Raw genomic sequence first — 25,540 nt, forward strand, 5'->3', positions numbered from 1 at the left:
GAGGAAACGCAAAATGAAGCACCCTTACCGGGAACTGATCATCGCAATGACAAGAACGGGAATATTGGGCTTTGGCGGCGGCCCATCTGTTATCCCGCTGATCCGTCATGAAGCCGTTTCTAAGTTCAAATGGATCGATGATGATGAATTCGGGGAAATTTTGGCGATTGCCAATGCGCTGCCCGGGCCGATCGCTACGAAAATGTCGGCATATTTAGGTCATAAAGTAAAAGGCGTTCCTGGTGCTGTCGTTGCTACAGCAGCCCATATCATGCCGACATGCGCCGCGATGGCCGCCTTGTTCGCAGCCGTTAATGTGCTCAGCCACTCAAAAATCGTAAGCGGCATGATCGGCGCTGTCACCCCTGTCATCGCCGTCATGCTCGGCATCATGGCTTACGAATTTGGGCAAAAAGCATTGAAAGGCTTCGGCTTGCTGACCGGCGTGCTTTTCTTTATTCTTGCGTTTTTGGGTCTTCAAGTGTTTTCCATCCACCCCGGCATCATTGTCATCCTGTTTTTAACGTATGGCGCGTTCCATTTTAAATTAAAAAGAAAAGCGGCCCGAGAAAAGGATAAAGGAGTGTCCGCTTCATGATCATCTTTTATCTGTTTTGGGCCTTCTTTATTGCAAACTTATTGGGCTACGGAGGCGGGCCAGCTTCAATTCCGCTTAATTTTGAAGAAGTTGTTCAGCATTTTCACTGGCTGTCAAAAGAGGAATTTTCAAACATGCTTGCGCTTGCAAATGCGCTGCCAGGCCCGATCGCCACAAAAATTGCAGCTTATGTCGGCTACAGCGTGCTCGGATGGCCCGGTGTTTTCATTGCTCTTGCCGCAACTGTGCTTCCCTCGGCCATCGCGCTCGTTTTGCTGCTCAAGCTGATCGGCCGCTACCGCCAGTCGCAGGTCGTCAAAGGAATGACCTTGTCGGTTCAGCCGGTTATAGCCATGATGATGCTTCTTTTAACATGGGAAATCAGCGGCGACGCGATCCATTCGATCGGCATGGTTCAATCACTTGTCATCGCGCTGATCTCTTTAGTCGCCTTGACGAAGTTCCGCGTCCATCCGGCTTTCCTGATCGTGGCGGCCTTCGCTTACGGCGGGCTTGTCATTCCGCTGCTGTAGAGAGGGACGTCCGGCCGCTTTTTATCAAATGACATTAAAAATCAGCGCCGCATAACCGGTGCTGACATTTTGGCTGGGGGGCCTTTGTGAACAACTTTCACAGCAGGCCCAACAGCTTTTTCTTTTTGACGGGACGCGGTGTTTCTTTATGAATCTCCCGGTTTTCCAGGAGCAGGCCCGCGTTTTCTGTAAACACGTTCAAGAAATCGCGGCCGTAATCGTTTTCTACTGTATCAAAAAAGAAAGATCGGGTCGTGAGGTTGTGGGCGTCTGATGCGATAAAGTGGATGAGGTTCGCTTCAAGAAAGCGGCGGGCGAGCCGTTTGACGCTTCTGCCGAAACGGCCTGCAAGACTTGAACATGTCAGCTGGGCGCAGGCGCCGTTTTTGACGAGGCGGTACAGCAGATCGGGATTCTCCATCAATTCAAGGTTCCGCTCGGGGTGTGCGATGATCGGAATGTAACCATTTAATTGGAGATCGAACAGCACCTTTTCGGCATAACGCGGGACATGGTGGTAAGGAAGTTCAATCAGCAAATACTTTGTGCCGGCGAGGCTGAGCAGTCTGCCGCGCTCAAGATCGCGCTTCAATTCGCCGTACAGGCGGATTTCCTGCCCGGGGGTAATGAGAACCGGGATGTTTTCCTTTTGCATTCTCGTCTTTAAACCCGAAACAGCTGCAAGGATGGCTTCTTTTGGATGTTCGTATACACCGTTTCGGTGGTGCGGTGTGGCGATAATCGTATGAATCCCCTGGAGGGCGGCTTGTTTAGCCATTTCTAAACTGTCATTCATACATGCTGCTCCATCATCAACGCCCGCAAGAATGTGGCAATGAATATCGATCATATGCGACCTCCCCGTGTTTTCCCGTTTCAGAATGTATGGTCTTTGCCGACAAAGCTTTCCAGCTTCCTGGCCTGTCCTTTTTTCGGTTTTACATACAGAATATTTCCCAACACGTGAACATTCAGATCTTTTTCGATGTCTTCTTCATTTCGAACGGTATTTTTCAAAAGCTCGAGCAAAAATGCTAGCCCAGCGCCAAACAGAAGGCCGAACCCTGTAAAAAGAGCGATGTTGAACTTCTTGTTCGGGCTGACGGGAACAGGTGAATGATCGGGATTGGCTTTCGCAACAAGGCTGATTTCGGCATTTTCACCCATAATATCGCCAATGTCTCTTTGAAATACGGCGGCGACTGTATTCGCGATATCCGCCGCCTTGGAATAATCCTTGTCAGTCGCGGAGATACTGACAATCTGCGATTCATTTTCGCTGATAACCGTGATTTTTTGCTTCAGGTCTTCAGCCGTTTCCGAAAGGTTAAGTTCGTCTTTAACCTTATTTAAAATGATCGGGCTTTTCATAATGACGTTGTATGTGTTGATAAGTTCAAGGTTGGTCTGGATGTCGGTGAAGTTCGACGTTTGACGGCCGTTGATGAGGATTTGGGCGGATGCCTGATAGACGGGTTTGAGCCAATAAAAGTTGACGGCAGCGCTGGACAAAGCAGCCGCAATGGTGATCAGTGCGACCAGAACGAATCTTTTTTTCAAAACGATGAACACATCTTTAAAGCCGATATGATCTCTCATAAAAGCCCCCTTCTACGATTCGCGTATTTATTTAAATTTTCAGCAAATTAAACACCTACCTTTGATTATACATGGTTATTTCGTTTCCGAAAGAAATGAATCCTGACAAATAACGGGAGATACCGGGGAAACCGCGTCTTTATATGGTATTAAATATCGACTTTTGCAGGATCTGCGCACTTCTTGCTGAACGAAAAAGTGTGCAAACCGCAGTTTGCACACCTTTTACGTCGTATATCCATTTTTGATATGAAGAATGAGATCTTCAAGAAGTTCTTTCGTCGTTATGTCTTTCGATTTTTCACCAACGTCATACGCATGCATAAGAATTCTCAAAAATTCTTCCTGATTCAATTCCTTGTCATCCATATCCTTTTCCTTTCAGCTTCCATAAATTAAAACATTTCTGATTATATTTCAAATTATATGATGTAAAGAATCGATTTGCCATAGTCTATTACATTATTCGACAGCCATCCGTTTTTATGTCCTTTTCCTGAGAAAATCTTTTTTGGACGGATTGATTAAGCTATAATAGAGAGATTGGAAACTTTTTAAAAGTCATTCGGTTAGGAGCGATAGACATGCTTCAAGACATGATCTCAAAAACGGTTGTGATGGATGCAGCTGAACAGTTTAAGCATGTACTGCCGTGCACAGAAGAAAACATTCAGCTCATGAAAAAAGCCCTTATTTTATACAGACAGGATTCCGTCTATCGGGTCAAGCCGATGAGCGGGCATACGGTCAGCGCTTACGTCCAGGACGTTGTCCCGGTAAAGGTCTTCATCGACCTCGCCGACGTTAAAAAAAGCAGCTGTTCCTGCCCTGCTCAAAACATGTGCCGTCATGTGCTTGCCGTTTACTTATATCTATATGCACAATATGATCGATTGGGAACATTTACGGAGTTTTGGAAGGAAGCGCAAAAACGCCGCGAAAACCGGGAGATTCTCGGACAGCTTCAGCGCGGAATGAAGCCCCGCAGCCACACGCTCGATCAATGGACCTCCTTTTTCAATACGGAGTTCAGACGCTGGGAGGAGCATACGCCTAAAAACCAGCAAACGATGCAATACCTTTACTACGGGTATTTTTCAGCTTTAAAAAAGCGGACGCCTGCGGAGCCGGAGCTGAAAAAAATGTATCAAATCCACGCGGCTCTTGCGACATGGCTTGCTATGCATTCACTCGTCGAGAAAGGGCGCATCGATCCTGAAAAAGATTTTTACTCGCTGAATCCTTATATCGAACAGCTGATGGATACGATCTACAGCTCGATCGATGAACTGAAAACATATGCGCTATCGTTCTCCCTTGACCCGTTTTTAGAAAAAACCCCCGGCGTGATTCGGGAACTGCTGCTCAAGAAAGATATTTTCCAGTATGAAAGGCTGCGGATTTTCGGGGAGATCTGGAGTGCGCTTCTATCCCGGCCAAACTGGCTGAAGCGGGAGCTCGATGTGCTGAACAATCTGGAGCCTTCGCCTGAAATACAATTCGGCAGGCTGCATCTTGAATTTCTGCTGAAAAACGATGATGTGATTCTTGATCAAGCCGGATCGTTTTCACCGGAGATTCTTCCGTATACGTTTCAATGGCTCAGTGTCATGACCGCCAAAAAGGACTGGAAGCGCCTGAAAAAATGGTATGAACACCTTGAGCAGCTGGCGGCCGGCTTCTGCAGACTGGATAAACCGTACCGGGAAATACGCGATGTACTAAGCGAATTCTTCCTGTTTCTAAGCGATTACAGCAAAAACGCAAAAGAAGAGCATGTATTTGAACGGTATTGCAAAGAGTGCCTTCCTTATACATTTACTGAATACAGCCATTTTTTATATAACAAAAACCGCTTTACGGAGTGGATGGAGATCCACAGCCTTGTCGGTTTTTCAATCTCTGAGATAGGGCAGAACGCCTTGAAAGACATTGCGGCAGCGGCTCCTGAAGCATTGATCCCTTCCTATCACAGAGAAATTTCCGGGCTGGTTGAACAAAAAAACCGCTCAAGCTACAAAGAAGCCGTCAAACAATTAAAAAAGCTGCGCACCCTTTATAAAAAAGCGAAAAAACAGGATGTCTGGAACCGGTTTATGGAGCAGTTTTCAGCCCGCTATAAACGGCTGAGAGCCTTCCAGGAGGAGCTTAAGAAAGGAAAGTTGATCGATGGCGAGTCTTAAGGAAATCGTAATACATGTCGAACAGTCAGAAGACTATACATTTATTTTATCTTGTCATGACGGGGATCATCAGTTTCTTACGCGAAATGAAATGGAAAGGCATTTGTTTCAGTGGCACGAATCGTCTTTTTACGGAACATTTCTCGAGGAAGCCGGTTTAGATACCCCTGCGGTTCTGCTGTCCCCGTGGATGGCGGTCGAATTTCTCGGCAAAAACTCATTTAATTCATTCAGCGACATCATCCTTACTGAGGAAACTGAACCTTTGATGAAAACGGCTTCCACCATTTATGAGTTTATCGCAGATGAAGACTTTCTTCCCGACTATGAAGCATGGAAGCAGGAAATGCTGCGCTGGAAAGATAAAGAAGGGATTTTGGAAGGCTATACAGCCGAATGGTTTTCACACGCTGTCGAAGACTACATCAACTACAATGACGAATTAAAAGCAAAATGGGAATCGATTGTCGCACATTCCCCCGCAGTCACCACATTTCAGGGACATTTTCTTGATGAAGACGATTTTCTTGAAACGATTGGCTGGCATGAAAACCCTGTGCCGTTTACCGTCGGACTCCGCTTAAATGAACCTGACTTTGACGGAGACGATTGGAAAATCGAACTGTTTTTGCGCGACAAAAAAAGCGGAGCCATTCAGTTCTTTGAAGGCTTGAACAGGCTGAAAAAATCGTGGCAGGCATACGCTGATAAAATCGACCGAGAACAAGACAGGTTCCGCCAAATCGTGCCCTGGCTGACGATCGAATCGGGGACGTCGCTTTTAACGGAAGAGGAAGCATGGATCTTCCTGTCCGAAGCTAGCGAAACACTTGTCAGCATGGGGATTGAAATTCTGCTGCCGTCATGGTGGCAAATCGTGAGAGACAGCAATATGCTGCTGAAAGCAAAAGTGTCATCGGCTCCCCGCGGCGAGTCTTTTGTCGGAATGAATGCATTGATGGACTTCAACTGGCGTTTTGCCACCAATGGAATTGAACTCACAGAGGAAGAATTCGAGCAGCTTGTCGCCAATAAAAGACGGCTTGTCAATATACGCGGGCAGTGGATCAAAATCGACCCGAATTTTATCAAACAAATGAAAAAGCTGATGGAGCGGGCAGAAACAGAGGGGCTTCATATGTCTGACATCCTGGCGCGCGAGCTGACAGAGCGGAGCGAAACCCGCGAGGATGATGATCTGTTCGATGCTTCCGCATTCAGCGATGTACGGTTTGAACTGTCCTATCAGCTGAAAAACATGATCAGAAAGCTGAGCCAGCGCGATGATCTCCCGTCATACCCGGTCAGCAAATATTTTCACGGGACGCTCAGAGCTTATCAGGAAGACGGTTTGAACTGGCTGATCTTTCTCAGAAACTGCGGCTTCGGCGCCTGCCTGGCAGATGATATGGGGCTCGGAAAGACCATTCAGATGATCGCCTATTTCGCCTATTTAAAAGAACAGGGACAACAAACGCCGTCTCTTATCATTGCGCCGACTTCCGTCCTCGGGAACTGGCAGCGCGAACTCGAGACCTTCGCGCCCGGCCTGACGGCAGCGCTCCACTACGGGCCAAAACGCCCTAAAGGTGAAGCGTTTCAGACATCTTACAAAGATGCGGATATCGTCTTGACGTCATACGGCCTCGCCCAATCCGACTTTGACGATCTCAGCAGCGTCGCCTGGAACTGCATCTGCCTTGACGAGGCCCAAAACATTAAAAATGCGCACACGAAACAATCCCGTTCAATCAGAAAGCTGAAAGGACTGCATCATATCGCGCTCAGCGGGACTCCGATGGAAAACCGCCTGACGGAGCTGTGGTCAATCTACGATTTCATGAACAAAGGCTATCTCGGAAGCCTTGGCAGCTTCCATAAGCGTTTTGTCCTGCCAATCGAAAAAGACCGCGACGAAAAACGGATCGAACAGCTTCAGCAGCTGATCAAACCGTTTTTATTAAGACGGACAAAGCAGGACAAAGAAGTCGCGCTCAATCTGCCTGAGAAACAGGAGGAAAAAGAGTTCGTTCCGCTCTCCGCAGAACAGGCTTCACTATATGAACAGCTTGTCAAAGATACGTTTGAACATATGTCAAGCCTCGCCGGAATGCAGCGCAAAGCTCTAATCTTAAGCATGCTCGGCAAGCTCAAACAAATCTGCGGCCACCCTGCCCTTTACTTAAAAGAGACCGGGAGCGAGCTCCTTAACGGAAGGTCAGTCAAGCTCGAAAAACTGCTGGAGCTGACGAAGACGATTCGCGAAAGCGATGAAAGCTGCTTGATTTTCACCCAATATCTCGGGATGGGAGATATGATGAAGCGCCTGCTCGAGAAGTCATTCGGCGAACCGGTCAAGTTTCTGAACGGCAGCTTATCCAAGCTTGAACGGGACAAAATGGTGGAGCAGTTTCAAAACAAGGAATTTCCGATTTTGATCTTATCATTAAAAGCCGGGGGCACAGGCCTCAATTTGACGGCCGCCAATCACGTCATCCATTATGACAGATGGTGGAATCCCGCGGTTGAAAATCAAGCGACAGACCGCGCCTACAGAATTGGACAGAAACGGTTCGTCCACGTTCATAAACTGATCACCACCGGCACAATTGAAGAAAAAATCGACCAAATGCTCGAATCGAAGCAATCGCTGAACGATCAAATCATCCAAAGCGAAAATTGGATCACCGAGCTTTCTGAGCATGAACTTGAGGAGTTATTTACCCTGAACGCTTCGGCTATTACAGGTTAAATAAAACAGCTGTCTGCGATAGACAGCTGTTTTTTGTGTTTATGCCCCTTAATGACAGTCCCAATTAAAAAATCCCGCGCTGATTGTTCGAATTGCCCGCGGAATCGGGCCATTTTTTCGGGTAGTTGGAACGGCTGTTTCATTCTTATCACTCTCCTTTTAAGCGGGTGATCCTATTATTTCAAATTCAATCAATAGTTAAATAGGAATAGTAACAAAAACAACCATCGCCAACAAAGAATCAAAAGTCATAATCATCGAGGTCAAACCATATTAAAAAAGGCCGCCGACAATGTCGGCGGCCCGCGGACCAATAACATCCGCTGCTTAACCGCACTCCTTCAATCGTTACGCTGCCGTGTACCGGCATCACGCCGATTTGAAAGGATGTACGAATTAAACCGGTTTGACTTGCTGTTCAATCAGCTGATGCAGGATGTGAGCAACGCCATTTTCATCATTAGTGAGCGTCACCTCATCAGCCATCTCTTTAATGTCTCCGCGCGCATTGCCCATGGCAAAGCTTTTCCCCGCGATCTTCAGCATCGAAAAATCATTGAGGCTGTCTCCAACGGCAGCTGTTTCCTGAAGGGAAATGCCGAGCTTGTGTGAAAGCTTCTCCAATGCCAGCCCTTTTGACGCCTGAAGATGCTCAATTTCAAAGTTGTGCTCGGCTGAAGTGACAAGCGTAATATCTTGTGCATCTTCAAATTGCCTCCAGCCCGTTTCCAGCTTTTCCTTATGAAAAGAAAAAGCTAATATGTTATATACATTAACATCCTTTCCGGCTAAAAACAGATCGGTATAGGAGCTGATGTACGCGTATCCGTTTTGGCTGAGCTGCTGTTCAGCCGCGAGTTCCAGCCTTGATAGGTCTGCCTCAGGATTTGCGCTTTTCAAGCGGTCCAGCTCAATGTCAAGCAGCTCGCGGCCGTTTTGCGGCGTGAAGATTGCTTCATCGCTGAACACCTCATAATAGTAGTTATTTTCTTCAAGCCATCGAAGAATTCCTTCTGCCCGTTTCCGATCAAGCGGCACCGAATGGTAAAGGCTGCCTTCAGGATCATGAATCACCGCTCCGTTGGCACTGATAATCCATGTTTTAATACCTGTCGGCTCAAATATCGTTTGAACATCAAAGGATGCTCTCCCCGTGGCAACTACTACTTCAATCCCGTGTTCCCGCGCTTTTTTAATCGCATCGATATTTTCCTTTGAGATCTTGCTTTCACTGTTTAACAGCGTCCCGTCTAAATCGACCGCAATCATTTTCATCTGCTGTATTCCCCCTTAAGTATCGTGATGTTCAGCCACAAGCAGCTCCACATCGTGTTCATCAAGCAGCTTCTGAAACGGTTTCGACGGCAGCCGGTCTGTAATGAGAAGGTCAATGTCACTGAGTTCAGCGTATCGGTAAAAATCCGTTCTCCCGATTTTCGAATGGTCGGCAAGCGCTATGACTTGCTTCGCTTGGGAAATCATTTTCCGCTTCACCATTCCGTCCTCCTCATGGGCGATTGTAAGCCCATGTTCAGAAACCCCCACCACGCCGATCAGCGCTTTATCAACATGATAGCATGACAGCTTTTCAATGACAGAGGCGCCGTACAAAAACCGGTGCTCTTTTTGAAGCTTTCCTCCAAGCAGGCGGATGTCAGCCCCTTTTCTTGAGGAAAGAACGTCCGCAAGGTTAATCGAATTGGTGATGATCGTGCAATTGACATCCGGCAAATGCTCTGCGCATGATTGGACTGTCGTGGAAGCGTCCAAAATAATGCGGTCGCCTTCTCTGATTAAAGAAGCGGCTGCTTTTCCGATCATGCTTTTTTCTTCGGAAACCATGCCCAGCCTGCCCGAATAGTCTTTGACCTCATCATGAACGGTGGGCAGAATCGCCCCGCCCCTTGTCCTGATAATGGCGCCTTGCTCTTGCAGTTTAACCAGATCCCGCCTTGCCGTATCTCTTGAAACTCCGAATAAAGAACAAATTTGTTCAACGGAAATCCGTTTATGCTCTTTTAAATAGTCGATGATGGAAATTAGCCTTTCCTCTTGGTACACTGGATCATTCCTTCTTTGCGCAAGTAAAGTTCATCATTTATAAGTGATTATAAGCAATTACGCCGAATAAATCAAGAGTATATAAGTAATGATAAGCAAAAATAAAGCCTGAGGCCGGTTTCCCGTCCCTCAGGCTCGTACTTTAAAATGAAAATGTTCCATATTGAGAGTGCCAAATCTCACGAAACGCATGGATATCACGATCTACAGCCGGATGATCAGCCAAACGGCTTATAAGCTCAGGGCTGATTGTCGCCTCATGGCTCCCCGCTTCCATGACGGCAAGAATTTGACGGTTATGTTTAAAGCTTGCCGCAAGCACTTTGCAATTTAAACAGTATGTGTTGAATAAGCCGACAATCGTTTTGACAACGCCAGCGCCATTACCATACTCTTGATCAATGCGATTGACATACGGCGCGACATAGGAGGCGCCGGCTTTTGCCGCCAGTACAGCCTGTGCAGCGGTATAAACCGTTGTCCCGGTGGTCTGGATATTTTCAGCCGCAAGCTTTCTGATCGCGTAAAGCCCTTGAGTCGTCACCGGAATTTTCACAGACACGTTTCCATCTAGCCAGTTATAGAGTGCCTTCGCCTGATCGACCATATCCCGCCAATGGTCGGCGATCACTTGGGCATGGAGAGGCAGATGCTCGGGAAGAAGCCGCCGAATATCTTGAATCTGCTGTTTAAAAGGCTTGTTCTCCCTTGCGATCAGTGCCGGGTTTGTCGTGACGCCGCCAGCGGGAAATGAATCAAGCAATCTTTCAATCTCCGGTATATGCGCTGAATCAATCAGCATGTTCATCATCGCGTCCCCCTCTTGTTTTAATGCATGACCTGCCCCCCGGTTACATTGATCGATTGACCCGTCATATAAGATGCTTGGTCAGAGGCGTAAAATAAGATGGCATTGGCGATGTCATCATACGTACAGCCCCGTCCTAGAGGCACTTTTTCGGTGTACACGCGCTCTACTTCGCTCTCTGGAATGCCGAGCTTTTTCGCGTATTGCGGGATCAAGCTTTGGAACATCGGCGATTTTAACAAGTTTCCCGGCATAATGCTGTTCACCCGAATGTTGTGTTCGGCAAGATCAAGCGCGAGGCTTTGCGTGAGACCGACCCCTCCAAATTTAGAAGCTGAATAAGCTGTATTATGCTTGCTGCCGACTTTTCCCGATTTGGAATTGATTTGAATGATTGACCCGCTTCCCTGCTCAATCATGACCTTTGACGTTTCCCTCGCGCAAAGAAAATACCCGGTCAAATTGACCTCGATGGTCCGTTCCCAGTCTTCAAGTTCAAAATCCGTGATTTTATTGCTTTTGGCGATTCCCGCACTGTACACCATCACATCGATTTTATTGAATTCGTCCGTGACCCTGCCGATCATTTTTTTCACATCGGCTTCCTTTGTAAAATCCGCTTGAATCCACAGCGATTTGACCCCGTATTGACCGGCTGCATGATCTGCCGTCCTTTCGGCGTTCTCGCCGTTGATGTCTGCGACCGCGATGTCATATCCCGCCTCTGCCATCCGGTAGGACAGCGCTTCTCCGAGACTTTGGCCGCCGCCGCATATCAATGCCACTTTTCCTTTATTCATCTCCATATTGCACCCGCTCCTTATGAGAATCTTTTAACTTGAATACAGTCTCCTGCTGAAACCTCCGGCAGTTGTTCTTTTCGTTCAAGGTACAGTGTTCCCGGCAGTTCGGCTGAAACTGATCCGTCAAATTTTAGCGTAATATGCCCGAGATTCGCCAAGTTTTGACGAACGGCTCCGCCAACGGCTGTAATTTTGTAGGACTCGCCGCCCAGTATGAGCTCATCGCCTTCATTGAAGTCGCCTTCTACAGGCTTTATATCAATTGATAAACAATAATCTTTCAATTCATCCGGAGCACCTTCACCAAATAATATGAGCATCTTTTCATCTGAAAACGCCGCTGCTTGAGCTCCGATTCTGTTTATTTTTGTTTCATAAAGCATGACCATTATTCTCCCTCCTTAAGAAAACCCTCAGCTGTCATACATGCCAAAGCTGGCCAGCCAAGCAATAAAAACGGTTGGCGCCCCCGTGAGAAAACGCGAATACAGCACCGACGGCACCCCGACTTCAACCGTTTCGACTTCCGCTTCCGCAAGACCCAGACCGACTGGAACAAAGTCGGCAGCGGCTTGTGAATTGATTGCAAATAACGCAGGCAGCGCCAAATTCGGCGGAATGTTTCCTTTGCCAATCTCAACGCCGATCAGAGAACCGACAACTTGTGCAATCACCGCCCCCGGTCCAAGGAACGGGGAAAGCAGTGGAAATGAACAAACAAGCGAGATTAGTAGCAACCCGGGCAGTGAGCCTGCAAATGGTGATAAATATTTGGCAAAAATGTCTCCGATGCCTGACTCTTTAATGATGCCGATCAATAGAGCCACAAAAGCCATGAACGGAAGAATTGTTTTGATAACGGTTTCAATCGCTTCCCGTCCAGCTTGATAAAATGTGCTGACGATCGATCCCATGGCCATCCCGATTTTCGCCATCATCCCTTTCGGCGACTGCTGTTCACTAATCTTTTTCTCTGTGCTATAATGGTTTTGTTTATTTTGTATTTGTTTTTCTTCTGGAATATTAGACTGTTCAGGCTCCTCCACAGCTCCCAGCAGTTTAATATTCTCTTTTTTTACTCCGGAAACATATATATCTTCTGTAATATGGGCGGCAAGCGGCCCGCTTTTCCCGGTCGCCATCACATTGATCGTCGGAATTCGCTTTTGCGGGTAAAGTCCGCAGCGCAGCGTCCCTCCGCAGTCGATGATCACAGCGGCCATTTCGCTTTCGGGTACTGTCGTTTTAAAGCCGTCGACCAGGGTGCACCCCGTCAGCTCAGCTAAATGATCCGCAAAATCGGGTTTGTTTCCGCCGGTGACGTACACGATTTTATTTCTCTCTTCATCAGGCGTGATCACCAGAGGTCCGCCAAACCCTCCAGGCCCTTTTGAAACTTCAACCGAACGATAGGAACTCATCTCCTAAACCGCCTTTCTTATTTAAGATCAATCGAATCTTTCAAGGCAATGCCCTGCTGTTTCGCGACATAAGCCGTTGTCATATCCGTTACCCAGCCCCTGAGAAAGTTTGTCACAATCCCGACTAAAAGATAGCGGAGAGCAAGCTCCGTCGTTTCATGCCCGAGCGTTGTAATCCCTGCGGCAATCCCAAGGAAAACAAACAGCTCGCCCGGATTCACGTGTGGGAAAAGTCCGTTATGCGTGTGGCACGAATAGGATGCAGCCGCATAATAGCTCGGTTTGTATTTTTCAGGCAAGAACCTGCCAAGCGACAGCGTCATTGGATTTGCGAGCATGAACGTACCGATGACAGGCAAAACCATGTATCTGGTCAATGGATTTTTTCCCGACTTCCTCGCAAGCGCTTCTACGCGCTTTTCTCCTATCAGGCGTATCAGAGCATTCATGGCGACAAGCAGCATAATCAATAAAGGAACGATGTCTGTAAGCATACCGACAAACACTTCTCCGCCATGCCTGAATAAGTCCATAAACTTTTCCGCAAGCCATGTTACGTTTTTCATATTTCACCTCTTTTTTTGATTTGAAAGCTCATCAGTTTTTGAAGCCGTGTTTTCTTCTGCGGAACATCACCCCCTTTCGTGATGATGTCGAATGTTCTCAAGGCATCTTCAATTGCAAGACGTGTGAGGCGGTCGTGCCGGGCAAGCTCCGCTTGTCCGATCTTCAGCAAATACTTTCCTTCAAACCCTTTTAAAGGTCTGATTCTTGAAAAGACGGTGACACCTTGCATTTTTGATGCCTTCAAAATTTTGTTGCGTTTGTCGATGACAAACAGGACGACCGTTCCGGCTCTGAGTAAGCCGGTCTTCCTTCCGACCGCGACTCTCCCTATACGCCTGTACGCGGCGAACGTTCGATTGAAATGCCTGATTTGCCAAAAACCTAAAACGCTCTGGAGAAGCCATGCAGCTCCAAGGGCGATGATAAAGTAAATGATCATGATTGATTTCTCACCTCCTCGGCAATTTCTCTGGCTGTTTCGGCAGTTGTCACTAAAACATTAATATAGCGGCCTTTTGCAGCCCCGATAATCGAAGGAACTTTTTCATGGGATTCGGCAAGACCTATGGAATATTCCAAATCCTTTAACCTGTTGATGTCTATCGCGATGGTTCTGTCATGAATCTCTGTTTCTACTAAAGCTCCCGAACGATCAAAGAAACGCGAGCATATATCTCCGACTGCATGTTTTTCTTCAAGGCGCTCGATATCCTGATCGCCGTAAAATCCGGTCCAGATCATATTTGAAGAACTAAGCGGCGCCCCGATTCCGACGGCTGCCACAGTAAGGCCGTTCCACAGCCTTTCTATTTTTTTGAAATAGTGGGACTTGACGATTTCCTCCTTCGTTTCTTTTTTTTCGACAACGGCTGCCGCATCTATGAAGTAAGGCGTGCCTCCAAAGTCACCCGCAATGCTGTAGACGATGCTGTTCACGTGATATTTCGTATCCATGGCGCCCGGACCGCCGACCAGCGGCACGAATGAAGCGCTCCGTTTTTTGACGCCGTGAAACTCCCCGATCATTCCCGCCATCGTCGTCCCCCATGCGAAGCCTACCGTATCCCCGTCTTTCACGACTCGTTTTAAGATTTCGGCTCCGGCTTTGCCGACGAGTTTCTTCTTGTCTTCAGCTGTTTGTTCCGGTTTTGCATCACATATGTACACTTCTTTAAGCCCGAGCAGCTGTTCGAGCTCCCGTTCCAAATCATAGTGTGTCCCGACATGGTCATCGATCGTGATTTTAACGATTCCTGCCTCACGCGCTTTTTTCAGCATACGTCCGACGGTTGTTCTGTATATCCCTGTTGCTTTTGCAATCTGGCTCTGTGTCATATCCTCTTCGTAGTACATTTTGCAGACTTTGATCAGAAGGCGTTTATCATCCCTCATTTCCATAAGATCACCCTTTACCTTTGCGCATTTGTGCAAACATTGGTCATTTGTTGTTGTATTCGCTTACATTATACATACGGAATTTTTGGACGTCAATTTAAATTTGTCTATTTTTTGTCTAAAATAAAAAAACCGGTCATTCAAAACCGGCCATAAAAGGGGATAAACAAGGGGATATTGATTGATTCTTTTTGAGAAAGGAGTTTATAGAAGGAATCTTAGGTTTAAGCATCAGCCGGCTCATGCGCTTTCCGGCTTTCTCCCAAAAATCTGACTGACCGGGCGACAACTTCTGTAATAAAGGTGCGTTCGCCTTCTGAATTGACGTATTGGCGGGTCTGGATTCTTCCGCTCAGCCCGATGATGGAGCCTTTTTCGCAATATTCGGCTGTGTTCACGGCAGTTTTGCGCCATAGAGTGCAATTGACAAAGTCCGCTTCTACTTCGCCTGCTGCGTTCTTGAAAGGCCTGCTGACAGCCAGCGTCACATTTGCAACAGGGACACCGTCAGATGTATACCGCAGTTCGGGATCTTTTGTCAAACGCCCGACGAGCATGATCTCATTAAACATTTCGTCCCTCCCTTCCTGTTCGGGTATCCCCAGTTTATAAGAGAACAGATTTTAAGCAAAATCCTCATAAAAGAAAAATAACCCGGAAAAAAACCCGGGCTCATGTCATAATTTTTGCTTTTTTCTTCCACTAATCATAAAAATCATTTCATTTTTATTTGAGAAATACGTATTTTTCAGAAACTGAAAAAAAACAGGAGATGACAGCCACCGCTCTGAGTATACGCGGACATATGAGCCCCCGTCCCAAGCATACAGACGGAATGACAACTCTTTCTGTTTAAGCGTTACTTGAAATTCGTATATTTCCATTCCGTCCTTCGTTTCATAGCGAAACATGATGCCTTCATTTGCATATGTGCTGATTTCGTGCTTTTTGTTACCGGCTGAAAAGCAAATCATAGGCATATATTGACGGCAGTCAGCAGCTGAATTGCTTGCGATCACAAATACTTCCTTTAAGTAAAAATGGTTCATAAGTCACCTCCTGCTCAATATCACCTAAAGTATAAATAAAAATAAAGCATTATAAAATACTTTTTGCAAAATTTAAAATATGAATATGCTCCTATTGCAGAAACAAACCAGGGTCAAGAGTTCTCCCAAGCGAATGTGCTATAATGGTTATACAACTATGGAAGCTTGTGAGGTGATACTAATGAAAACCTTTAGGCTTATTGATTTAAAAATTGTCCGCCAGGATGACACTTCAAAGCGGCTTGAGGAGTTCCCGCTGATCGACGGCCTTATCATTAATAAGGAAGACGGAGAAAACCACTGGATGGTTGAAGGGCTGGTTTCTAAAGAATACCGGTATTTTTTCGAATATCTCCTTCAGGAAGGCAAAGAAGTGAAAGCATATGTAACGATCACGAAAAAAAGCAACCGCCCAGCACAGCTGTTAGCGAAGGTCAAAAACATCACGGTGCTCGGCGAGCATGTTTCCGTCTTATTGGACGGCAAAATGGTCAGCTCAAAGCTGAGGAAAGGCTCCGACAAGATTTTGGAAGATTTAATGAAAGAAGGATATTCCGGAGATCGGCTTCTTGAAGCATTTAAGCAAAATATATAAAAAAGGCTGTCTTCGCCGGACAGCCTTTTCATTTATAGCTCTAAGAACGGTTTGTCTGCTCTTTTAACAAATCCCGTATTTCCTTAAGCAATTCTTCCTGAGGATCAGGAGCAGCTTTTTCTTCTTCGGCATCCTTCTTCTTCAGCTTAGAGATATAGCGGATAAATAGAAAAATGGAAAACGAAATAATAAAGAAATTGACGATCGACTGAATGAATAGCCCATATTTAATTTCGGCATCAACAAATGTGAACGACAGCGCGGAAAAATCCAGGCCTCCAAGCAGAAGACCGAGGAGCGGCATCATCAAATCATTGACAAGCGAAGTTACGATTTTTCCAAAGGCGCCTCCGATGATGACACCAATTGCAAGATCGATTACATTTCCCCGAATCGCAAAACTTTTAAATTCTTTCCACATGAATGATCACCTTTTCGCTTTCATGATAAAAAAACAAATGGGCTTTTACGAAAACCCATTGTGTTTACATTATTCCTGCTTTTCACCAAGAGAAAACATCAATTCGGCTTCACACACGACTTCTCCGTCCACTTTTGCGACTCCTTTTCCTTTGCCGATGGAACCGCGGAAACGAAGCACTTCAAGCTCAAGATGGAGCTGATCGCCCGGTTTCACCTGCTTTTTGAAGCGGCAGCTGTCAATTCCCGCAAAAAACGCGAGCCTTCCGCGGTTTTCTTCCTTCATCAAAAGCGCCACCGCACCTACTTGCGCAAGCGCTTCAACAATTAAAACACCAGGCATCACCGGATAATCCGGAAAGTGTCCGTTAAAAAACTCTTCATTTACTGTCACATTTTTATAACCCGCGGCCCGTTTTCCTTCCTCTACTTCTGTCACACGGTCTACCAGCAGAAAGGGATAGCGGTGGGGAATGATTTCTTTAATTTGCTGAGCATCAAGCATTGCCTTGACATCTCCTTTTTCGAAAAATATGTATAGAATGATATGTCAGTGCCTTATTCTGTACATCTGGAAGTATATTATGAAACGGAATCTTTTTCAACAAAAGATGAGGCACAACCGGTTTAAAACGATGAAAGTGAAAATAAAAAGAGCCTGAACCAAACGTCGTTTGGCCGGCTCCTGTTTTGCTGTGCTAACGTACTGAATTGATCAGCCCCATCATTTGATCGCCCATCGTGATGGCGCGGGAATTCATTTGATATGACCTCTGCGAAGAGATCAGATCGGTCATTTCCTTCGATACGTCGACATTTGATGATTCAAGGAATCCCTGTTTTAGAGAAATGTCCTGCCGCCCGGCTCCGTTCAGGTTGATAAGAGCCGTTGCTCTCAATTCATCGCTGACAGAAAAAAGGTTGCTTCCTTCTTCTGTTAGAGCCTGAGGTTTGACAGCCCGGACGATCCCCAGGTTAAAACGCAGTGGCGCTTCTCCCTGATTGTCTGACGAAACGGTGACACTTCCCGATTCATCGACTTTGATGTGTTTATAGCGCTGGTTGAAGCGGATGGCATTTCCGTTTTCATCAAGGACGGCATGTCCTTCTTTCGTCACAAGCTGCATCTGGTTGGCGTTCCCCGCCGCAGGCGTAAGGTAAAATGCCCCGTCTCTTGTATATTGCACTTCCCCGCCGACATTGACCTGGAAGTACTGATAAGGAGAAGTCAGTGCAATATCAAGATCGCGGCCCGTCTCCTTAAGGCTTCCCTGCTTATGCGTCAGCCGGTCGGTCATGACGGCTCCGACGCCGAGGCGAAGTCCTGGCGGCGTCTTTCTGCTTGCAGCTACTTCATTATTTTTCTCGTTTACCTGTTCAATCTGCTGCCTGATCAGCTCCGAAAAGCTCGTGTTTTTCGCCTTATATCCCGTTGTATCGGTATTTGCAAGATTATGGCTGATATTATCAATTTGTTTTTGCAGTTCAAACATTGTGTTTGAAGCCGTGATCATGGATCTAAGCATCGTTTTTCCACATCCTCCATTTACGCTGATCGCGATCGGTCATTTATCCGATCCTTCCAATCTCATTGGCCGCCTTTTCCATGCTTTTATCATAAGCCTGAAGAACTTTTTGGTTGGCTTCAAACGAGCGGTAGGCAGCGGTCATTTCCGTATAGGCTCTCGTCACGTCGACATTCGACCGTTCGGTCATCCCCTGCTTGACAGAATAAGTGACTTCAGGATTGCCGACTGCGCTTGGCAGCGCCTCACCGTTTTCAGTACGATACAGATCATCGCCTTCTCTTGCTAAATTTCTCGTATCGAGCGCGATTCTGACATCGATCCTCCCCAGATTTTGGCCGTTTTCAGTCACCGTTCCGTCCTCAGCGACTTGAAAATTCTCGCTTCCCACCGTGATCGGCCGGTTTTCCGTTGAAAGGACGAGTCGGCCGTTTATTGTCAATTGATTATTTTCATTTAAAGAAAAACGGCTGCTTCTTGAATAGCGTACATCCCCATTTTCAAGCCGGACCGCGTAGAAAAGCGCCGCTTTATCGTTTGTTTCGCCGTTGACCGGAACTTCGGCTTCGCTGATTGCAATATCTGTCGGCTCATTCGTGCTTTGCAGATCGCCTTGAGAAAATTGAGGCTTCAGTTCCTGCATATAAACCCCTGTATTGATTGAACCGATTGGCGTCTGTGTTGAAAACGAACGCGAAGCGCTGCCGGCTTTGAAAGAATCAGACTCAATCCGGCTCAAAAGCATTTCCGGGAAAGAACGTATTGATCCTTGGTCTTCTTTATATCCCGGCGTATTTGCATTCGCGATATTATTCGTCAGCATCTCTGTGCGGCGCTGCTGGGTGATCATTGCTGAAGTTGCTGTATAAAGTCCTTTTAACATCATTTCACCTCAAAATAAGTGTCATGCTCCAGAGTTTCCTATCGAAAAAACCTCTTTTGCGAAATGCTTGCAATTTATATTTGCTAATACAGAACGTTTGTTCTATAATGGTATTCAAACATACTACTCTTTTTATCGGCAGCCGTTCAGCTCCTTTAAAGCATTTCACATAAAAAAACCTCATTCTCAAAAAGAATGAGGCTTCTGATCAGCTCAGTTTGCGCTTGGGAAGCTTGTCCATGTTATCAAGCATGACACCCGTACCGACTGCCACACAATCCATCGGATTTTCAGCAACGAGAACAGGCACTTTCAGCTCTTCGGCAAGAAGCTGGTCAAGACCGTTTAACAATGCGCCGCCTCCTGTAATGATAACGCCTCTGTCGATAATGTCGGCTGACAGCTCAGGCGGCGTTCTTTCGAGCACCTGCTTGGCAGCCTGTACAATGACAGATACAGATTCGCGCAGCGCTTCCTCCACCTCTTTGCTCGTTACCGTAATGGTTCTCGGCAATCCTGTGACCATGTCGCGGCCGCGGATGGAAATTTCCTCGTGACGTGCGTCTGGGAAAACAGTTGCGACTTTAATCTTAATATCTTCGGCTGTCCGTTCGCCTATGAGCAGCTTGTACTCGCGTTTGATGTAGTTCAAGATTTCAAGATCAAACTTGTCCCCAGCCATTTTAATAGAAGAGGCGGTGACAATATCGCCCATTGAGATGACTGCGATATCTGTCGTTCCACCGCCGATATCAACTACCATGTTTCCGCTTGGCTGGAAAATATCCATTCCCGCTCCGATTGCGGCCACCTTAGGTTCTTCCTCCAAATATACATGCTTTCCGCCGCTTTTTTCGGCAGCTTCTCTAATGGCCTTCTGCTCCACAGAAGTAATATTTGTCGGGCAGCAAATCAGCATGCGCGGCTTTGAGAAAAGACCTTTTACATTCAGCTTGTTAATGAAATGCTTCAGCATGGCTTCTGTTACTTCAAAATCGGCAATGACGCCGTCTTTTAATGGACGTATCGCAACAATATTCCCAGGTGTACGTCCTACCATTCTCCTTGCTTCTTCACCGACAGCGAGCACTTTCCCATTGTTTTTGTCAAGAGCAACGACTGATGGTTCATTTAAGACAATACCTTTTCCTTTGACATGGATCAGCACATTCGCTGTACCAAGGTCAATACCAATATCCCTTGCAAACATCTATCTATATCCTCCTCGAAATCTGTTTCACAGCAATGTCCACATTCTGCCCTAATTATATATTTTATCATAAATATTAGAAAAAAAAGAGAGCTTATTAAAGTTCTTCATAAAATTTTTGTGGCTTTTTACGGAGGATACCGGGAAATTCTGATAAACGCTGCTCGTTTCTGAGCCATTATTCCTTATTGCACGGGTTCTCTTTCAAAGATTTCCTCTTTCTTGTATTTTAGTTTTGTTGCTTCTCCGCCCCGCAAATGTCTGATTGATTTATGATAATCAAGAATTTCTTTTACTTCATTGGCCAGGTCAGGATTAATTTCAGGCAGCCTTTCTGTCAAATCCTTGTGAACGGTACTTTTGGAAACACCAAACTCCTTCGCTATCACACGAACCGTTTTTTTCGTCTCCACGATGTACTTCCCTATCTTGATTGTTCGCTCTTTGATGTAATCGTGCACACCACTCGACCTCCCTAAAATGGATGTGAGAAGTGTGAAATGAGATCCGTCTTGTGAAAAAATTCGCTATTTGCGCAGCTTCTTCGTTTTATGCTTTTCCAAGTAGAATTTTGAAATACTCCCACGATCCCTCACCTCAAACACTCTCTTTGTTAGGTTTGTATCAGTGTATTAGCATTTAAATGGGATTATGCTAAAAACTCAAGGAGGACAAGGGGTTTCTCTTATAATTTTATTTCGGGCTTCAAAAATTTTAACTTTACACTAATCTTGACTTCCGGTAAAATGAATAAAGTTTATTATTTACCTAGGTAACTATTTTGAAGGAGTCCGGGAATGGAACATATCAATCGAAAGATTATTCACCAGCTCAATCAAAGCACTCGGATGGTTGCTAAAAAAACGAATGAACAGCTCGAAGCGTACGGCCTTTACGGTTCACAGTGGTCGATCCTATATTGTCTTCACACCTACGGACCGATGACGCAGAAAGACATATGGACTTATTTGCACGTCGAAGCGCCGACTGTGACAAGAACCGTCAGCCGCCTCGAAAAAAACGGCTGGGTCGAACGGATACAGGGCGATGACAAACGGGAAAAAGTCGTCAAGATGACAGAAGAAGCCAAAATTAAATATGATGACATTCAATTAAAAATGAAAGAATTTGAAGAGGAAATGCTTTCCGTATTTGAAGAACGGGATAAAAAAATATTCCAAAGGCTGTTAAGTCAATTGTTAGAAGGACACCAGGAGGAGTTGTAGCCTATGAAGCAAGCTGAACCCATTTGGACCAGGGATTTTATCATGGTCGTTTTGATTAATTTGTTTATATTCGTCTATTTTTACGCACTATTGACCGTGCTTCCGGTCTATGCGATGCAGGAGCTCGGCGGCTCCGAGTCAGAGGGCGGCCTTTTGATCAGCGGCTTCATGCTGTCCGCGATTTTTGCAAGGCCGTTTTCGGGAGCTGTTATTGAGCGTTTTGGCAAAAAGAGAATGGCACTCATCAGCGTCGTGCTGTTTACTTTGGCATCATTTCTTTATATCTTCATTCACGATATCTACCTGCTGCTTGGCATTCGCTTTTTCCAAGGCATTTGGTTCAGCATCATCACCACGGTGACGAGTGCAATTGCAGCCGATTTAATTCCGCCGGCCCGCCGCGGGGAAGGGCTGGGCTATTTTGCTATGTCGATGAATTTGGCGGTTGTCATCGGCCCGTTTATCGCCTTGAACCTGCTGGATAAAATGAGTTTTTCCGATCTGTTTATTTTATTTTCAGGAATCGTCACTGTAGCCATCCTCTGTACGGCACTGGTGCGGATTCCTAAAGGAAACGACATCCGTTCAGCTGTGTTCAGGCTGTCATTTTCCAACATGTTTGAAAAGGGCGCGATTCGGATTGCAACGGTCGGCTTGTTCGTGTCGTTTTGTTATTCAAGCGTGATTTCCTTCATCTCTGTTTATGCCAAATCCCTCGGCCTTATTGAAGCAAGCAGCTATTTCTTTATGGTGTTCGCGGTGACAATGATGATCACGCGGCCGTTTACGGGAAAACTGTATGATAAAGTCGGCCCGGGAGTCGTCATTTATCCGTCCATTATCATTTTTTGCGCCGGGCTTTTCCTGCTTGCTTTTACAAACAGCAGTGCGATGCTTTTGCTATCCGGAGCTGTCATCGGCATCGGCTACGGATCTATCACACCGTGCCTTCAGACCTTGGCGATCCAGTCTTCGCCGCCTCACCGGAGCGGCTATGCAACAGCGACTTATTTTACGCTGTTTGATACCGGCATCGCAGTCGGATCCTATGTTTTCGGGTTGGTTGTGGCACAAGCCGGTTTTTCAAACATTTATTTATTCTCAGGCGTTTTCGTGCTCATCAACCTGTTTCTGTATACATGGAGCCAAAAACCTGCATCCGCAAAGGAGAAGCGGGATATATCAATGGCTGAATAAGCCGTTCAACCTCGCCGGGCCGGGAACGCCCGGCTCTTTTCATGCAGGCTGATACAGCTCGATCTGTTATTTAATGAAACTTTTGCAAAATGAAATACGTCTCCTAACTGTCTGCCCAAAAATTACTACTCTATTAAAAAGGTGATTTTTTGAACTATTGGCTTTTTACACGCATTCATCAATTAGCAAACCACAACGACATCCTGGATGGCGCCATGATTTTGATTACAGAAAAAGCGATTTATATGTATGCGCTCATTTTGCTTTTGATCTGGATATTCGGAAACCGTTCTTATAAAATAACCGTTCTTCAGGCCGGTGTGACGGGTATTTTCGGATTGGCGGCAAATTATTTGCTGTCATTGGTTTACTATGAGCCGAGGCCATTTGTCGCTCATCATGTGGACGTATTGATTCACCATGCTGCCGACGCCTCATTTCCCAGCGATCATACAACCGGGGCGTTAGCCATTTCGATCGCTTTTTGGCTTTATCATCGGAAAATTGGAAGCTGCCTGATTGCTTTCGGGTTATTGACGGGCTTTTCCCGTATTTGGGTCGGACACCACTACCCTGTTGACGTATTGGGCAGCATTTTGGTCGCTTTATTCGTATCACTTGTTATGTTTAGATTCTCCACGTATGTGCAGCCGCTTTTTGAACGGATCATTTCACTCTATGAATCGATCTTGCGGAAATTGCGGAAAGCGGTATCCAGAACGGTATAAGAAAACACCCGAATCATGAGATTCGGGTGTTTTTTTATTTCCTTAACCTTTTAAGGCTTCGGTTAACGGCGGAACAATTTGTTTTTTGCGCGATACAACGCCTTTCAGTGTCGCTGTGTTGTCTGCCAATGTGACATTGAACGCTTTTTCCACTGCTTGTGCAGCTTGTCCTGAAGCGACGACAACCGAGTCGTTTGTTAAAATGTCAGTTACGACAAACACAAATAAATCCAACCCTTTTTCAGATACCGCTTTTGCAAGTTCTGCGTCAACTTCCTCTTTGCGGGAGAGAACGTCGTTTGTGTCGACAGTGTTAACCTGCGCGATCTCTACTTTATGGCTTCCCATCGTAAACTCTTTTGCGTCCAGAGAAAGAAGCTGAGGAATCGTCTTTGCGCTCAAATCAGCTCCGGCTTTCAGCATATCTAGTCCATAGCTGTCAGCATCAACGCCGGCAATCGCAGCCAATTCTTTTGCAGCTTTGACATCTTCTTCCGTGCATGTCGGGGATTTGAATAAGAGGGAATCTGAGATGATCGCCGACAGCATCAGCCCCGCAATATCTTTTTTAATTTCAACGCCGTTTTCTTTATAGAGCTTGTTTAAGATCGTTGCCGTGCAGCCTACAGGCTCTGCGCGGTAATACAGAGGGTCGCTCGTTTCAAAGTTGGCGATCCGGTGGTGGTCGATGACTTCAAGCACGCGAACCTGATCCAAGTCATCGACGCTCTGCTGGCGCTCATTATGGTCAACCAAAATCACGCTGTCTGTTTCATTCGCGACAGTGTTCACAAGGCGGGGTACTTCTGCATTGAATTTCTTAAGCGCGTATTCGGTTTCGCCGTTGATTTCGCCGAGGCGGACAGGCTCTGCGTCCATGCCGAGCTCCTTTTTTAATTCGGCATATGCAATCGCTGAACAAATCGTATCCGTATCCGGATTTTTGTGGCCAAAAATAAGTACTTTACTCATGATATAACTCCTTACTGTTGTTTTTATAGTAAGCTTACCTGACAATAAAAAAATCTGCAAATCTGTCACTTATTTTAATATTTACGAAGTGTTTTGTCATTTTAAAAAATAAAAAAAGAGCCGTTCGGCTCTTTTTATTCTCCATAGTCAGGTGTATTGTGGCTTCGTTTTGGAGCGGGCTTCAAGACCGGTTTTTCTCCATATGCGACAGGGCCGCTCTCATAGTGAAATTCCGCTCCGTCCGGCGCCTTCCCTATCAGCCACTCAAACTGTGCGCTTTCTTCTCCATCCGAAAAATTGTATAAAGAGTGCGAAACTTCTTCTTTTTCATATTCTGGCGGAACGGTACCGGGCACGATGACGCCTTCTTTTTCTTCCAGCTCTTTGATCGCGGCAATCCACTGGTTTTGGTGCATCGTATCTCTTGCCAAAAGAAAACCGAGCATATCTTGTACGCCTTTGTCATCCGTCATTTCGTACAGCCGTGCGACTTGCAGTCTGCCTTGCGATTCAGCGTTGACATTTGCGCGCAGGTCGGCCAGAAGGTTGCCGCTCGCTACAATATAGCCTGCATTCCAAGGAACGCCGGTGCTGTTTTCAGGCATGGCCCCCAGACCTGAAACGATTGCGTGATGAGGGTTCATTCCGCCCATAATGGCGCCGATGACAGGATCGTCTGCTGCTTTTTCCTGCTCGTAAACCGGAGCGTCTTCAAGCAGCCGTGCAATCATCGTCGCAATCATTTCGACGTGTCCGATTTCTTCTGCCGCCGTATCCATCAGCAAATCTTTATACTTTTCATTTCCCCGCGTATTCCACCCTTGAAAAAGGTATTGCATCGCCACAGATATTTCTCCGTACTGGCCGCCGAGTATCTCCTGCATTTTCTTTGCGAAGACAGGGTCGGGTCTTTCAGGTTTGGCAGGGTACTGCAGCACTTTCGTATGCTTGAACAAATCAGATCACTCCTCCGTTTTTTGTATCCTCGTTTTTGATTTAGCCGAAAAGGGAAAT

General features: G+C 46.2%; 31 protein-coding genes. 8 read left to right on the forward strand and 23 right to left on the reverse strand.

Annotated elements, in window-relative coordinates; genetic code table 11:
• The first annotated feature begins 13 nt into the window (after positions 1–13).
• Positions 14–598 carry a chromate transporter gene (locus MKY62_RS19145; protein WP_003185857.1) on the forward strand — a complete coding sequence of 195 codons (585 nt, stop codon included), beginning with the start codon at positions 14–16 and terminating at the stop codon, positions 596–598.
• On the forward strand, positions 595–1,131 hold the full coding sequence (locus MKY62_RS19150) for a chromate transporter (protein ID WP_016886384.1): 537 nt from the start codon (positions 595–597) through the stop codon (positions 1,129–1,131). The genes MKY62_RS19145 and MKY62_RS19150 overlap by 4 nt, the downstream gene beginning before the upstream one ends.
• A gap of 97 nt (positions 1,132–1,228) precedes the next feature.
• Here MKY62_RS19150 and MKY62_RS19155 read toward each other — a convergent pair whose 3' ends face one another.
• From MKY62_RS19155 to MKY62_RS19165, 3 genes are all read right to left on the reverse strand, one after another.
• Positions 1,229–1,981 carry a CpsB/CapC family capsule biosynthesis tyrosine phosphatase gene (locus MKY62_RS19155; protein ID WP_009329705.1) on the reverse strand — a complete coding sequence of 251 codons (753 nt, stop codon included), beginning with the start codon at positions 1,979–1,981 and terminating at the stop codon, positions 1,229–1,231.
• 26 nt (positions 1,982–2,007) lie between these two features.
• Positions 2,008–2,730, reverse strand: a complete 723-nt coding sequence (locus MKY62_RS19160; protein ID WP_009329706.1) for a Wzz/FepE/Etk N-terminal domain-containing protein — start codon at positions 2,728–2,730, stop codon at positions 2,008–2,010.
• 225 nt (positions 2,731–2,955) lie between these two features.
• Complete coding sequence (locus tag MKY62_RS19165) at positions 2,956–3,099, reverse strand: hypothetical protein (RefSeq protein ID WP_003185866.1); 144 nt, start codon at positions 3,097–3,099, stop codon at positions 2,956–2,958.
• Positions 3,100–3,314: 215 nt separating this feature from the next.
• Here MKY62_RS19165 and MKY62_RS19170 point away from each other — a divergent pair, with 215 nt between their 5' ends.
• Positions 3,315–4,913 (forward strand): SWIM zinc finger family protein, encoded by a 1,599-nt coding sequence (locus MKY62_RS19170; RefSeq protein ID WP_009329707.1) that lies wholly within the window; start codon positions 3,315–3,317, stop codon positions 4,911–4,913.
• On the forward strand, positions 4,900–7,665 hold the full coding sequence (locus MKY62_RS19175) for a DEAD/DEAH box helicase (RefSeq protein ID WP_003185871.1): 2,766 nt from the start codon (positions 4,900–4,902) through the stop codon (positions 7,663–7,665). The genes MKY62_RS19170 and MKY62_RS19175 overlap by 14 nt, the downstream gene beginning before the upstream one ends.
• Here MKY62_RS19175 and MKY62_RS19180 read toward each other — a convergent pair.
• The 12 genes from MKY62_RS19180 to MKY62_RS19235 all read right to left on the reverse strand — a co-directional run bounded on the left by MKY62_RS19180 (position 7,662) and on the right by MKY62_RS19235 (position 15,769).
• The gene (locus MKY62_RS19180; protein ID WP_011198373.1) at positions 7,662–7,808 is read right to left on the reverse strand and encodes a hypothetical protein; all 147 of its coding nucleotides are present in this window, start codon (positions 7,806–7,808) and stop codon (positions 7,662–7,664) included. The two genes, MKY62_RS19175 and MKY62_RS19180, sit on opposite strands and share 4 nt — an antisense overlap.
• Before the next feature lie 253 nt (positions 7,809–8,061).
• On the reverse strand, positions 8,062–8,940 hold the full coding sequence (locus MKY62_RS19185; protein ID WP_003185875.1) for a Cof-type HAD-IIB family hydrolase: 879 nt from the start codon (positions 8,938–8,940) through the stop codon (positions 8,062–8,064).
• Positions 8,941–8,955: 15 nt separating this feature from the next.
• Positions 8,956–9,726, reverse strand: coding sequence for a DeoR/GlpR family DNA-binding transcription regulator (locus MKY62_RS19190; protein ID WP_003185877.1), 771 nt, complete (start codon positions 9,724–9,726; stop codon positions 8,956–8,958).
• 142 nt (positions 9,727–9,868) lie between these two features.
• Positions 9,869–10,534 (reverse strand): transaldolase family protein, encoded by a 666-nt coding sequence (locus tag MKY62_RS19195; protein WP_016885696.1) that lies wholly within the window; start codon positions 10,532–10,534, stop codon positions 9,869–9,871.
• 20 nt (positions 10,535–10,554) lie between these two features.
• A complete protein-coding gene (gene srlD / locus MKY62_RS19200; RefSeq protein ID WP_003185881.1) occupies positions 10,555–11,340 on the reverse strand; it encodes a sorbitol-6-phosphate dehydrogenase in 786 nt (261 codons plus the stop codon).
• 14 nt (positions 11,341–11,354) lie between these two features.
• On the reverse strand, positions 11,355–11,726 hold the full coding sequence (locus MKY62_RS19205) for a PTS glucitol/sorbitol transporter subunit IIA (RefSeq protein ID WP_003185882.1): 372 nt from the start codon (positions 11,724–11,726) through the stop codon (positions 11,355–11,357).
• Between the two features lie 24 nt (positions 11,727–11,750).
• A complete protein-coding gene (locus MKY62_RS19210) occupies positions 11,751–12,758 on the reverse strand; it encodes a PTS glucitol/sorbitol transporter subunit IIB (protein WP_003185884.1) in 1,008 nt (335 codons plus the stop codon).
• Positions 12,759–12,775: 17 nt separating this feature from the next.
• Positions 12,776–13,324: a PTS glucitol/sorbitol transporter subunit IIC gene (locus MKY62_RS19215; RefSeq protein WP_003185886.1), complete on the reverse strand. Its 549-nt coding sequence runs from the start codon at positions 13,322–13,324 to the stop codon at positions 12,776–12,778.
• On the reverse strand, positions 13,321–13,764 hold the full coding sequence (locus MKY62_RS19220) for a transcriptional regulator GutM (RefSeq protein WP_003185888.1): 444 nt from the start codon (positions 13,762–13,764) through the stop codon (positions 13,321–13,323). Before MKY62_RS19220 ends, MKY62_RS19215 begins: the two co-directional genes overlap by 4 nt.
• A complete protein-coding gene (locus MKY62_RS19225) occupies positions 13,761–14,723 on the reverse strand; it encodes a sugar-binding transcriptional regulator (RefSeq protein ID WP_003185891.1) in 963 nt (320 codons plus the stop codon). Before MKY62_RS19225 ends, MKY62_RS19220 begins: the two co-directional genes overlap by 4 nt.
• A gap of 221 nt (positions 14,724–14,944) precedes the next feature.
• The gene (gene ssb, locus MKY62_RS19230; RefSeq protein ID WP_003185893.1) at positions 14,945–15,292 is read right to left on the reverse strand and encodes a single-stranded DNA-binding protein; all 348 of its coding nucleotides are present in this window, start codon (positions 15,290–15,292) and stop codon (positions 14,945–14,947) included.
• Between the two features lie 105 nt (positions 15,293–15,397).
• On the reverse strand, positions 15,398–15,769 hold the full coding sequence (locus MKY62_RS19235) for a hypothetical protein (protein ID WP_003185895.1): 372 nt from the start codon (positions 15,767–15,769) through the stop codon (positions 15,398–15,400).
• 181 nt (positions 15,770–15,950) lie between these two features.
• Here MKY62_RS19235 and MKY62_RS19240 point away from each other — a divergent pair, with 181 nt between their 5' ends.
• A complete protein-coding gene (locus tag MKY62_RS19240) occupies positions 15,951–16,364 on the forward strand; it encodes a YwpF-like family protein (protein WP_003185898.1) in 414 nt (137 codons plus the stop codon).
• Positions 16,365–16,404: 40 nt separating this feature from the next.
• On the opposite strand, the gene mscL is transcribed toward MKY62_RS19240, so the two are convergent.
• The 6 genes from mscL to spoIIID form a co-directional block, all read right to left on the reverse strand.
• Positions 16,405–16,785, reverse strand: coding sequence for a large conductance mechanosensitive channel protein MscL (gene mscL / locus MKY62_RS19245; protein ID WP_003185900.1), 381 nt, complete (start codon positions 16,783–16,785; stop codon positions 16,405–16,407).
• A 69-nt stretch (positions 16,786–16,854) separates the two neighbouring features.
• The gene (gene fabZ, locus MKY62_RS19250) at positions 16,855–17,289 is read right to left on the reverse strand and encodes a 3-hydroxyacyl-ACP dehydratase FabZ (RefSeq protein WP_003185902.1); all 435 of its coding nucleotides are present in this window, start codon (positions 17,287–17,289) and stop codon (positions 16,855–16,857) included.
• A 193-nt stretch (positions 17,290–17,482) separates the two neighbouring features.
• On the reverse strand, positions 17,483–18,310 hold the full coding sequence (locus MKY62_RS19255; protein WP_003185904.1) for a flagellar hook-basal body protein: 828 nt from the start codon (positions 18,308–18,310) through the stop codon (positions 17,483–17,485).
• Positions 18,311–18,353: 43 nt separating this feature from the next.
• Positions 18,354–19,193, reverse strand: a complete 840-nt coding sequence (locus MKY62_RS19260) for a flagellar hook-basal body protein (RefSeq protein WP_003185907.1) — start codon at positions 19,191–19,193, stop codon at positions 18,354–18,356.
• Between the two features lie 208 nt (positions 19,194–19,401).
• Complete coding sequence (gene mbl, locus MKY62_RS19265) at positions 19,402–20,403, reverse strand: cell shape-determining protein Mbl (protein ID WP_003185909.1); 1,002 nt, start codon at positions 20,401–20,403, stop codon at positions 19,402–19,404.
• Between the two features lie 185 nt (positions 20,404–20,588).
• The gene (spoIIID, locus tag MKY62_RS19270) at positions 20,589–20,864 is read right to left on the reverse strand and encodes a sporulation transcriptional regulator SpoIIID (RefSeq protein ID WP_003185911.1); all 276 of its coding nucleotides are present in this window, start codon (positions 20,862–20,864) and stop codon (positions 20,589–20,591) included.
• A 336-nt stretch (positions 20,865–21,200) separates the two neighbouring features.
• On the opposite strand from spoIIID, the gene MKY62_RS19275 reads away from it, so the two are divergent.
• From MKY62_RS19275 to MKY62_RS19285, 3 genes are all read left to right on the forward strand, one after another.
• Positions 21,201–21,629 (forward strand): MarR family transcriptional regulator, encoded by a 429-nt coding sequence (locus MKY62_RS19275; protein ID WP_003185914.1) that lies wholly within the window; start codon positions 21,201–21,203, stop codon positions 21,627–21,629.
• Between the two features lie 3 nt (positions 21,630–21,632).
• Positions 21,633–22,826 (forward strand): MFS transporter, encoded by a 1,194-nt coding sequence (locus MKY62_RS19280; RefSeq protein WP_003185916.1) that lies wholly within the window; start codon positions 21,633–21,635, stop codon positions 22,824–22,826.
• A gap of 149 nt (positions 22,827–22,975) precedes the next feature.
• Positions 22,976–23,554, forward strand: a complete 579-nt coding sequence (locus tag MKY62_RS19285) for an undecaprenyl-diphosphatase (RefSeq protein ID WP_003185918.1) — start codon at positions 22,976–22,978, stop codon at positions 23,552–23,554.
• 42 nt (positions 23,555–23,596) lie between these two features.
• On the opposite strand, the gene MKY62_RS19290 is transcribed toward MKY62_RS19285, so the two are convergent.
• A complete protein-coding gene (locus MKY62_RS19290) occupies positions 23,597–24,526 on the reverse strand; it encodes a manganese-dependent inorganic pyrophosphatase (protein WP_003185920.1) in 930 nt (309 codons plus the stop codon).
• A 134-nt stretch (positions 24,527–24,660) separates the two neighbouring features.
• The gene (locus tag MKY62_RS19295) at positions 24,661–25,482 is read right to left on the reverse strand and encodes a manganese catalase family protein (RefSeq protein WP_003185922.1); all 822 of its coding nucleotides are present in this window, start codon (positions 25,480–25,482) and stop codon (positions 24,661–24,663) included.
• Positions 25,483–25,540 lie beyond the last annotated feature (58 nt).

The sequence above is a fragment of the Bacillus sp. FSL R7-0646 genome (assembly GCF_037969865.1).
Classification (GTDB): Bacteria; Bacillota; Bacilli; order Bacillales; family Bacillaceae; genus Bacillus; species Bacillus licheniformis.

Bases quoted from the DNA above. Each gene is read 5' to 3' on its own strand.
- MKY62_RS19145 (WP_003185857.1), top strand. From the start codon at position 14: ATGAAGCACCCTTACCGGGAACTGATCATCGCAATGACAAGAACGGGA.
- MKY62_RS19150 (WP_016886384.1), top strand. From the start codon at position 595: ATGATCATCTTTTATCTGTTTTGGGCCTTCTTTATTGCAAACTTATTG.
- MKY62_RS19155 (WP_009329705.1), bottom strand. From the start codon at position 1,981: ATGATCGATATTCATTGCCACATTCTTGCGGGCGTTGATGATGGAGCA.
- MKY62_RS19160 (WP_009329706.1), bottom strand. From the start codon at position 2,730: ATGAGAGATCATATCGGCTTTAAAGATGTGTTCATCGTTTTGAAAAAA.
- MKY62_RS19165 (WP_003185866.1), bottom strand. From the start codon at position 3,099: ATGGATGACAAGGAATTGAATCAGGAAGAATTTTTGAGAATTCTTATG.
- MKY62_RS19170 (WP_009329707.1), top strand. From the start codon at position 3,315: ATGCTTCAAGACATGATCTCAAAAACGGTTGTGATGGATGCAGCTGAA.
- MKY62_RS19175 (WP_003185871.1), top strand. From the start codon at position 4,900: ATGGCGAGTCTTAAGGAAATCGTAATACATGTCGAACAGTCAGAAGAC.
- MKY62_RS19180 (WP_011198373.1), bottom strand. From the start codon at position 7,808: ATGAAACAGCCGTTCCAACTACCCGAAAAAATGGCCCGATTCCGCGGG.
- MKY62_RS19185 (WP_003185875.1), bottom strand. From the start codon at position 8,940: ATGAAAATGATTGCGGTCGATTTAGACGGGACGCTGTTAAACAGTGAA.
- MKY62_RS19195 (WP_016885696.1), bottom strand. From the start codon at position 10,534: ATGAACATGCTGATTGATTCAGCGCATATACCGGAGATTGAAAGATTG.
- srlD (WP_003185881.1), bottom strand. From the start codon at position 11,340: ATGGAGATGAATAAAGGAAAAGTGGCATTGATATGCGGCGGCGGCCAA.
- MKY62_RS19205 (WP_003185882.1), bottom strand. From the start codon at position 11,726: ATGGTCATGCTTTATGAAACAAAAATAAACAGAATCGGAGCTCAAGCA.
- MKY62_RS19210 (WP_003185884.1), bottom strand. From the start codon at position 12,758: ATGAGTTCCTATCGTTCGGTTGAAGTTTCAAAAGGGCCTGGAGGGTTT.
- MKY62_RS19215 (WP_003185886.1), bottom strand. From the start codon at position 13,324: ATGAAAAACGTAACATGGCTTGCGGAAAAGTTTATGGACTTATTCAGG.
- MKY62_RS19220 (WP_003185888.1), bottom strand. From the start codon at position 13,764: ATGATCATTTACTTTATCATCGCCCTTGGAGCTGCATGGCTTCTCCAG.
- MKY62_RS19225 (WP_003185891.1), bottom strand. From the start codon at position 14,723: ATGGAAATGAGGGATGATAAACGCCTTCTGATCAAAGTCTGCAAAATG.
- ssb (WP_003185893.1), bottom strand. From the start codon at position 15,292: ATGTTTAATGAGATCATGCTCGTCGGGCGTTTGACAAAAGATCCCGAA.
- MKY62_RS19235 (WP_003185895.1), bottom strand. From the start codon at position 15,769: ATGAACCATTTTTACTTAAAGGAAGTATTTGTGATCGCAAGCAATTCA.
- MKY62_RS19240 (WP_003185898.1), top strand. From the start codon at position 15,951: ATGAAAACCTTTAGGCTTATTGATTTAAAAATTGTCCGCCAGGATGAC.
- mscL (WP_003185900.1), bottom strand. From the start codon at position 16,785: ATGTGGAAAGAATTTAAAAGTTTTGCGATTCGGGGAAATGTAATCGAT.
- fabZ (WP_003185902.1), bottom strand. From the start codon at position 17,289: ATGCTTGATGCTCAGCAAATTAAAGAAATCATTCCCCACCGCTATCCC.
- MKY62_RS19255 (WP_003185904.1), bottom strand. From the start codon at position 18,310: ATGCTTAGATCCATGATCACGGCTTCAAACACAATGTTTGAACTGCAA.
- MKY62_RS19260 (WP_003185907.1), bottom strand. From the start codon at position 19,193: ATGTTAAAAGGACTTTATACAGCAACTTCAGCAATGATCACCCAGCAG.
- mbl (WP_003185909.1), bottom strand. From the start codon at position 20,403: ATGTTTGCAAGGGATATTGGTATTGACCTTGGTACAGCGAATGTGCTG.
- MKY62_RS19275 (WP_003185914.1), top strand. From the start codon at position 21,201: ATGGAACATATCAATCGAAAGATTATTCACCAGCTCAATCAAAGCACT.
- MKY62_RS19280 (WP_003185916.1), top strand. From the start codon at position 21,633: ATGAAGCAAGCTGAACCCATTTGGACCAGGGATTTTATCATGGTCGTT.
- MKY62_RS19290 (WP_003185920.1), bottom strand. From the start codon at position 24,526: ATGAGTAAAGTACTTATTTTTGGCCACAAAAATCCGGATACGGATACG.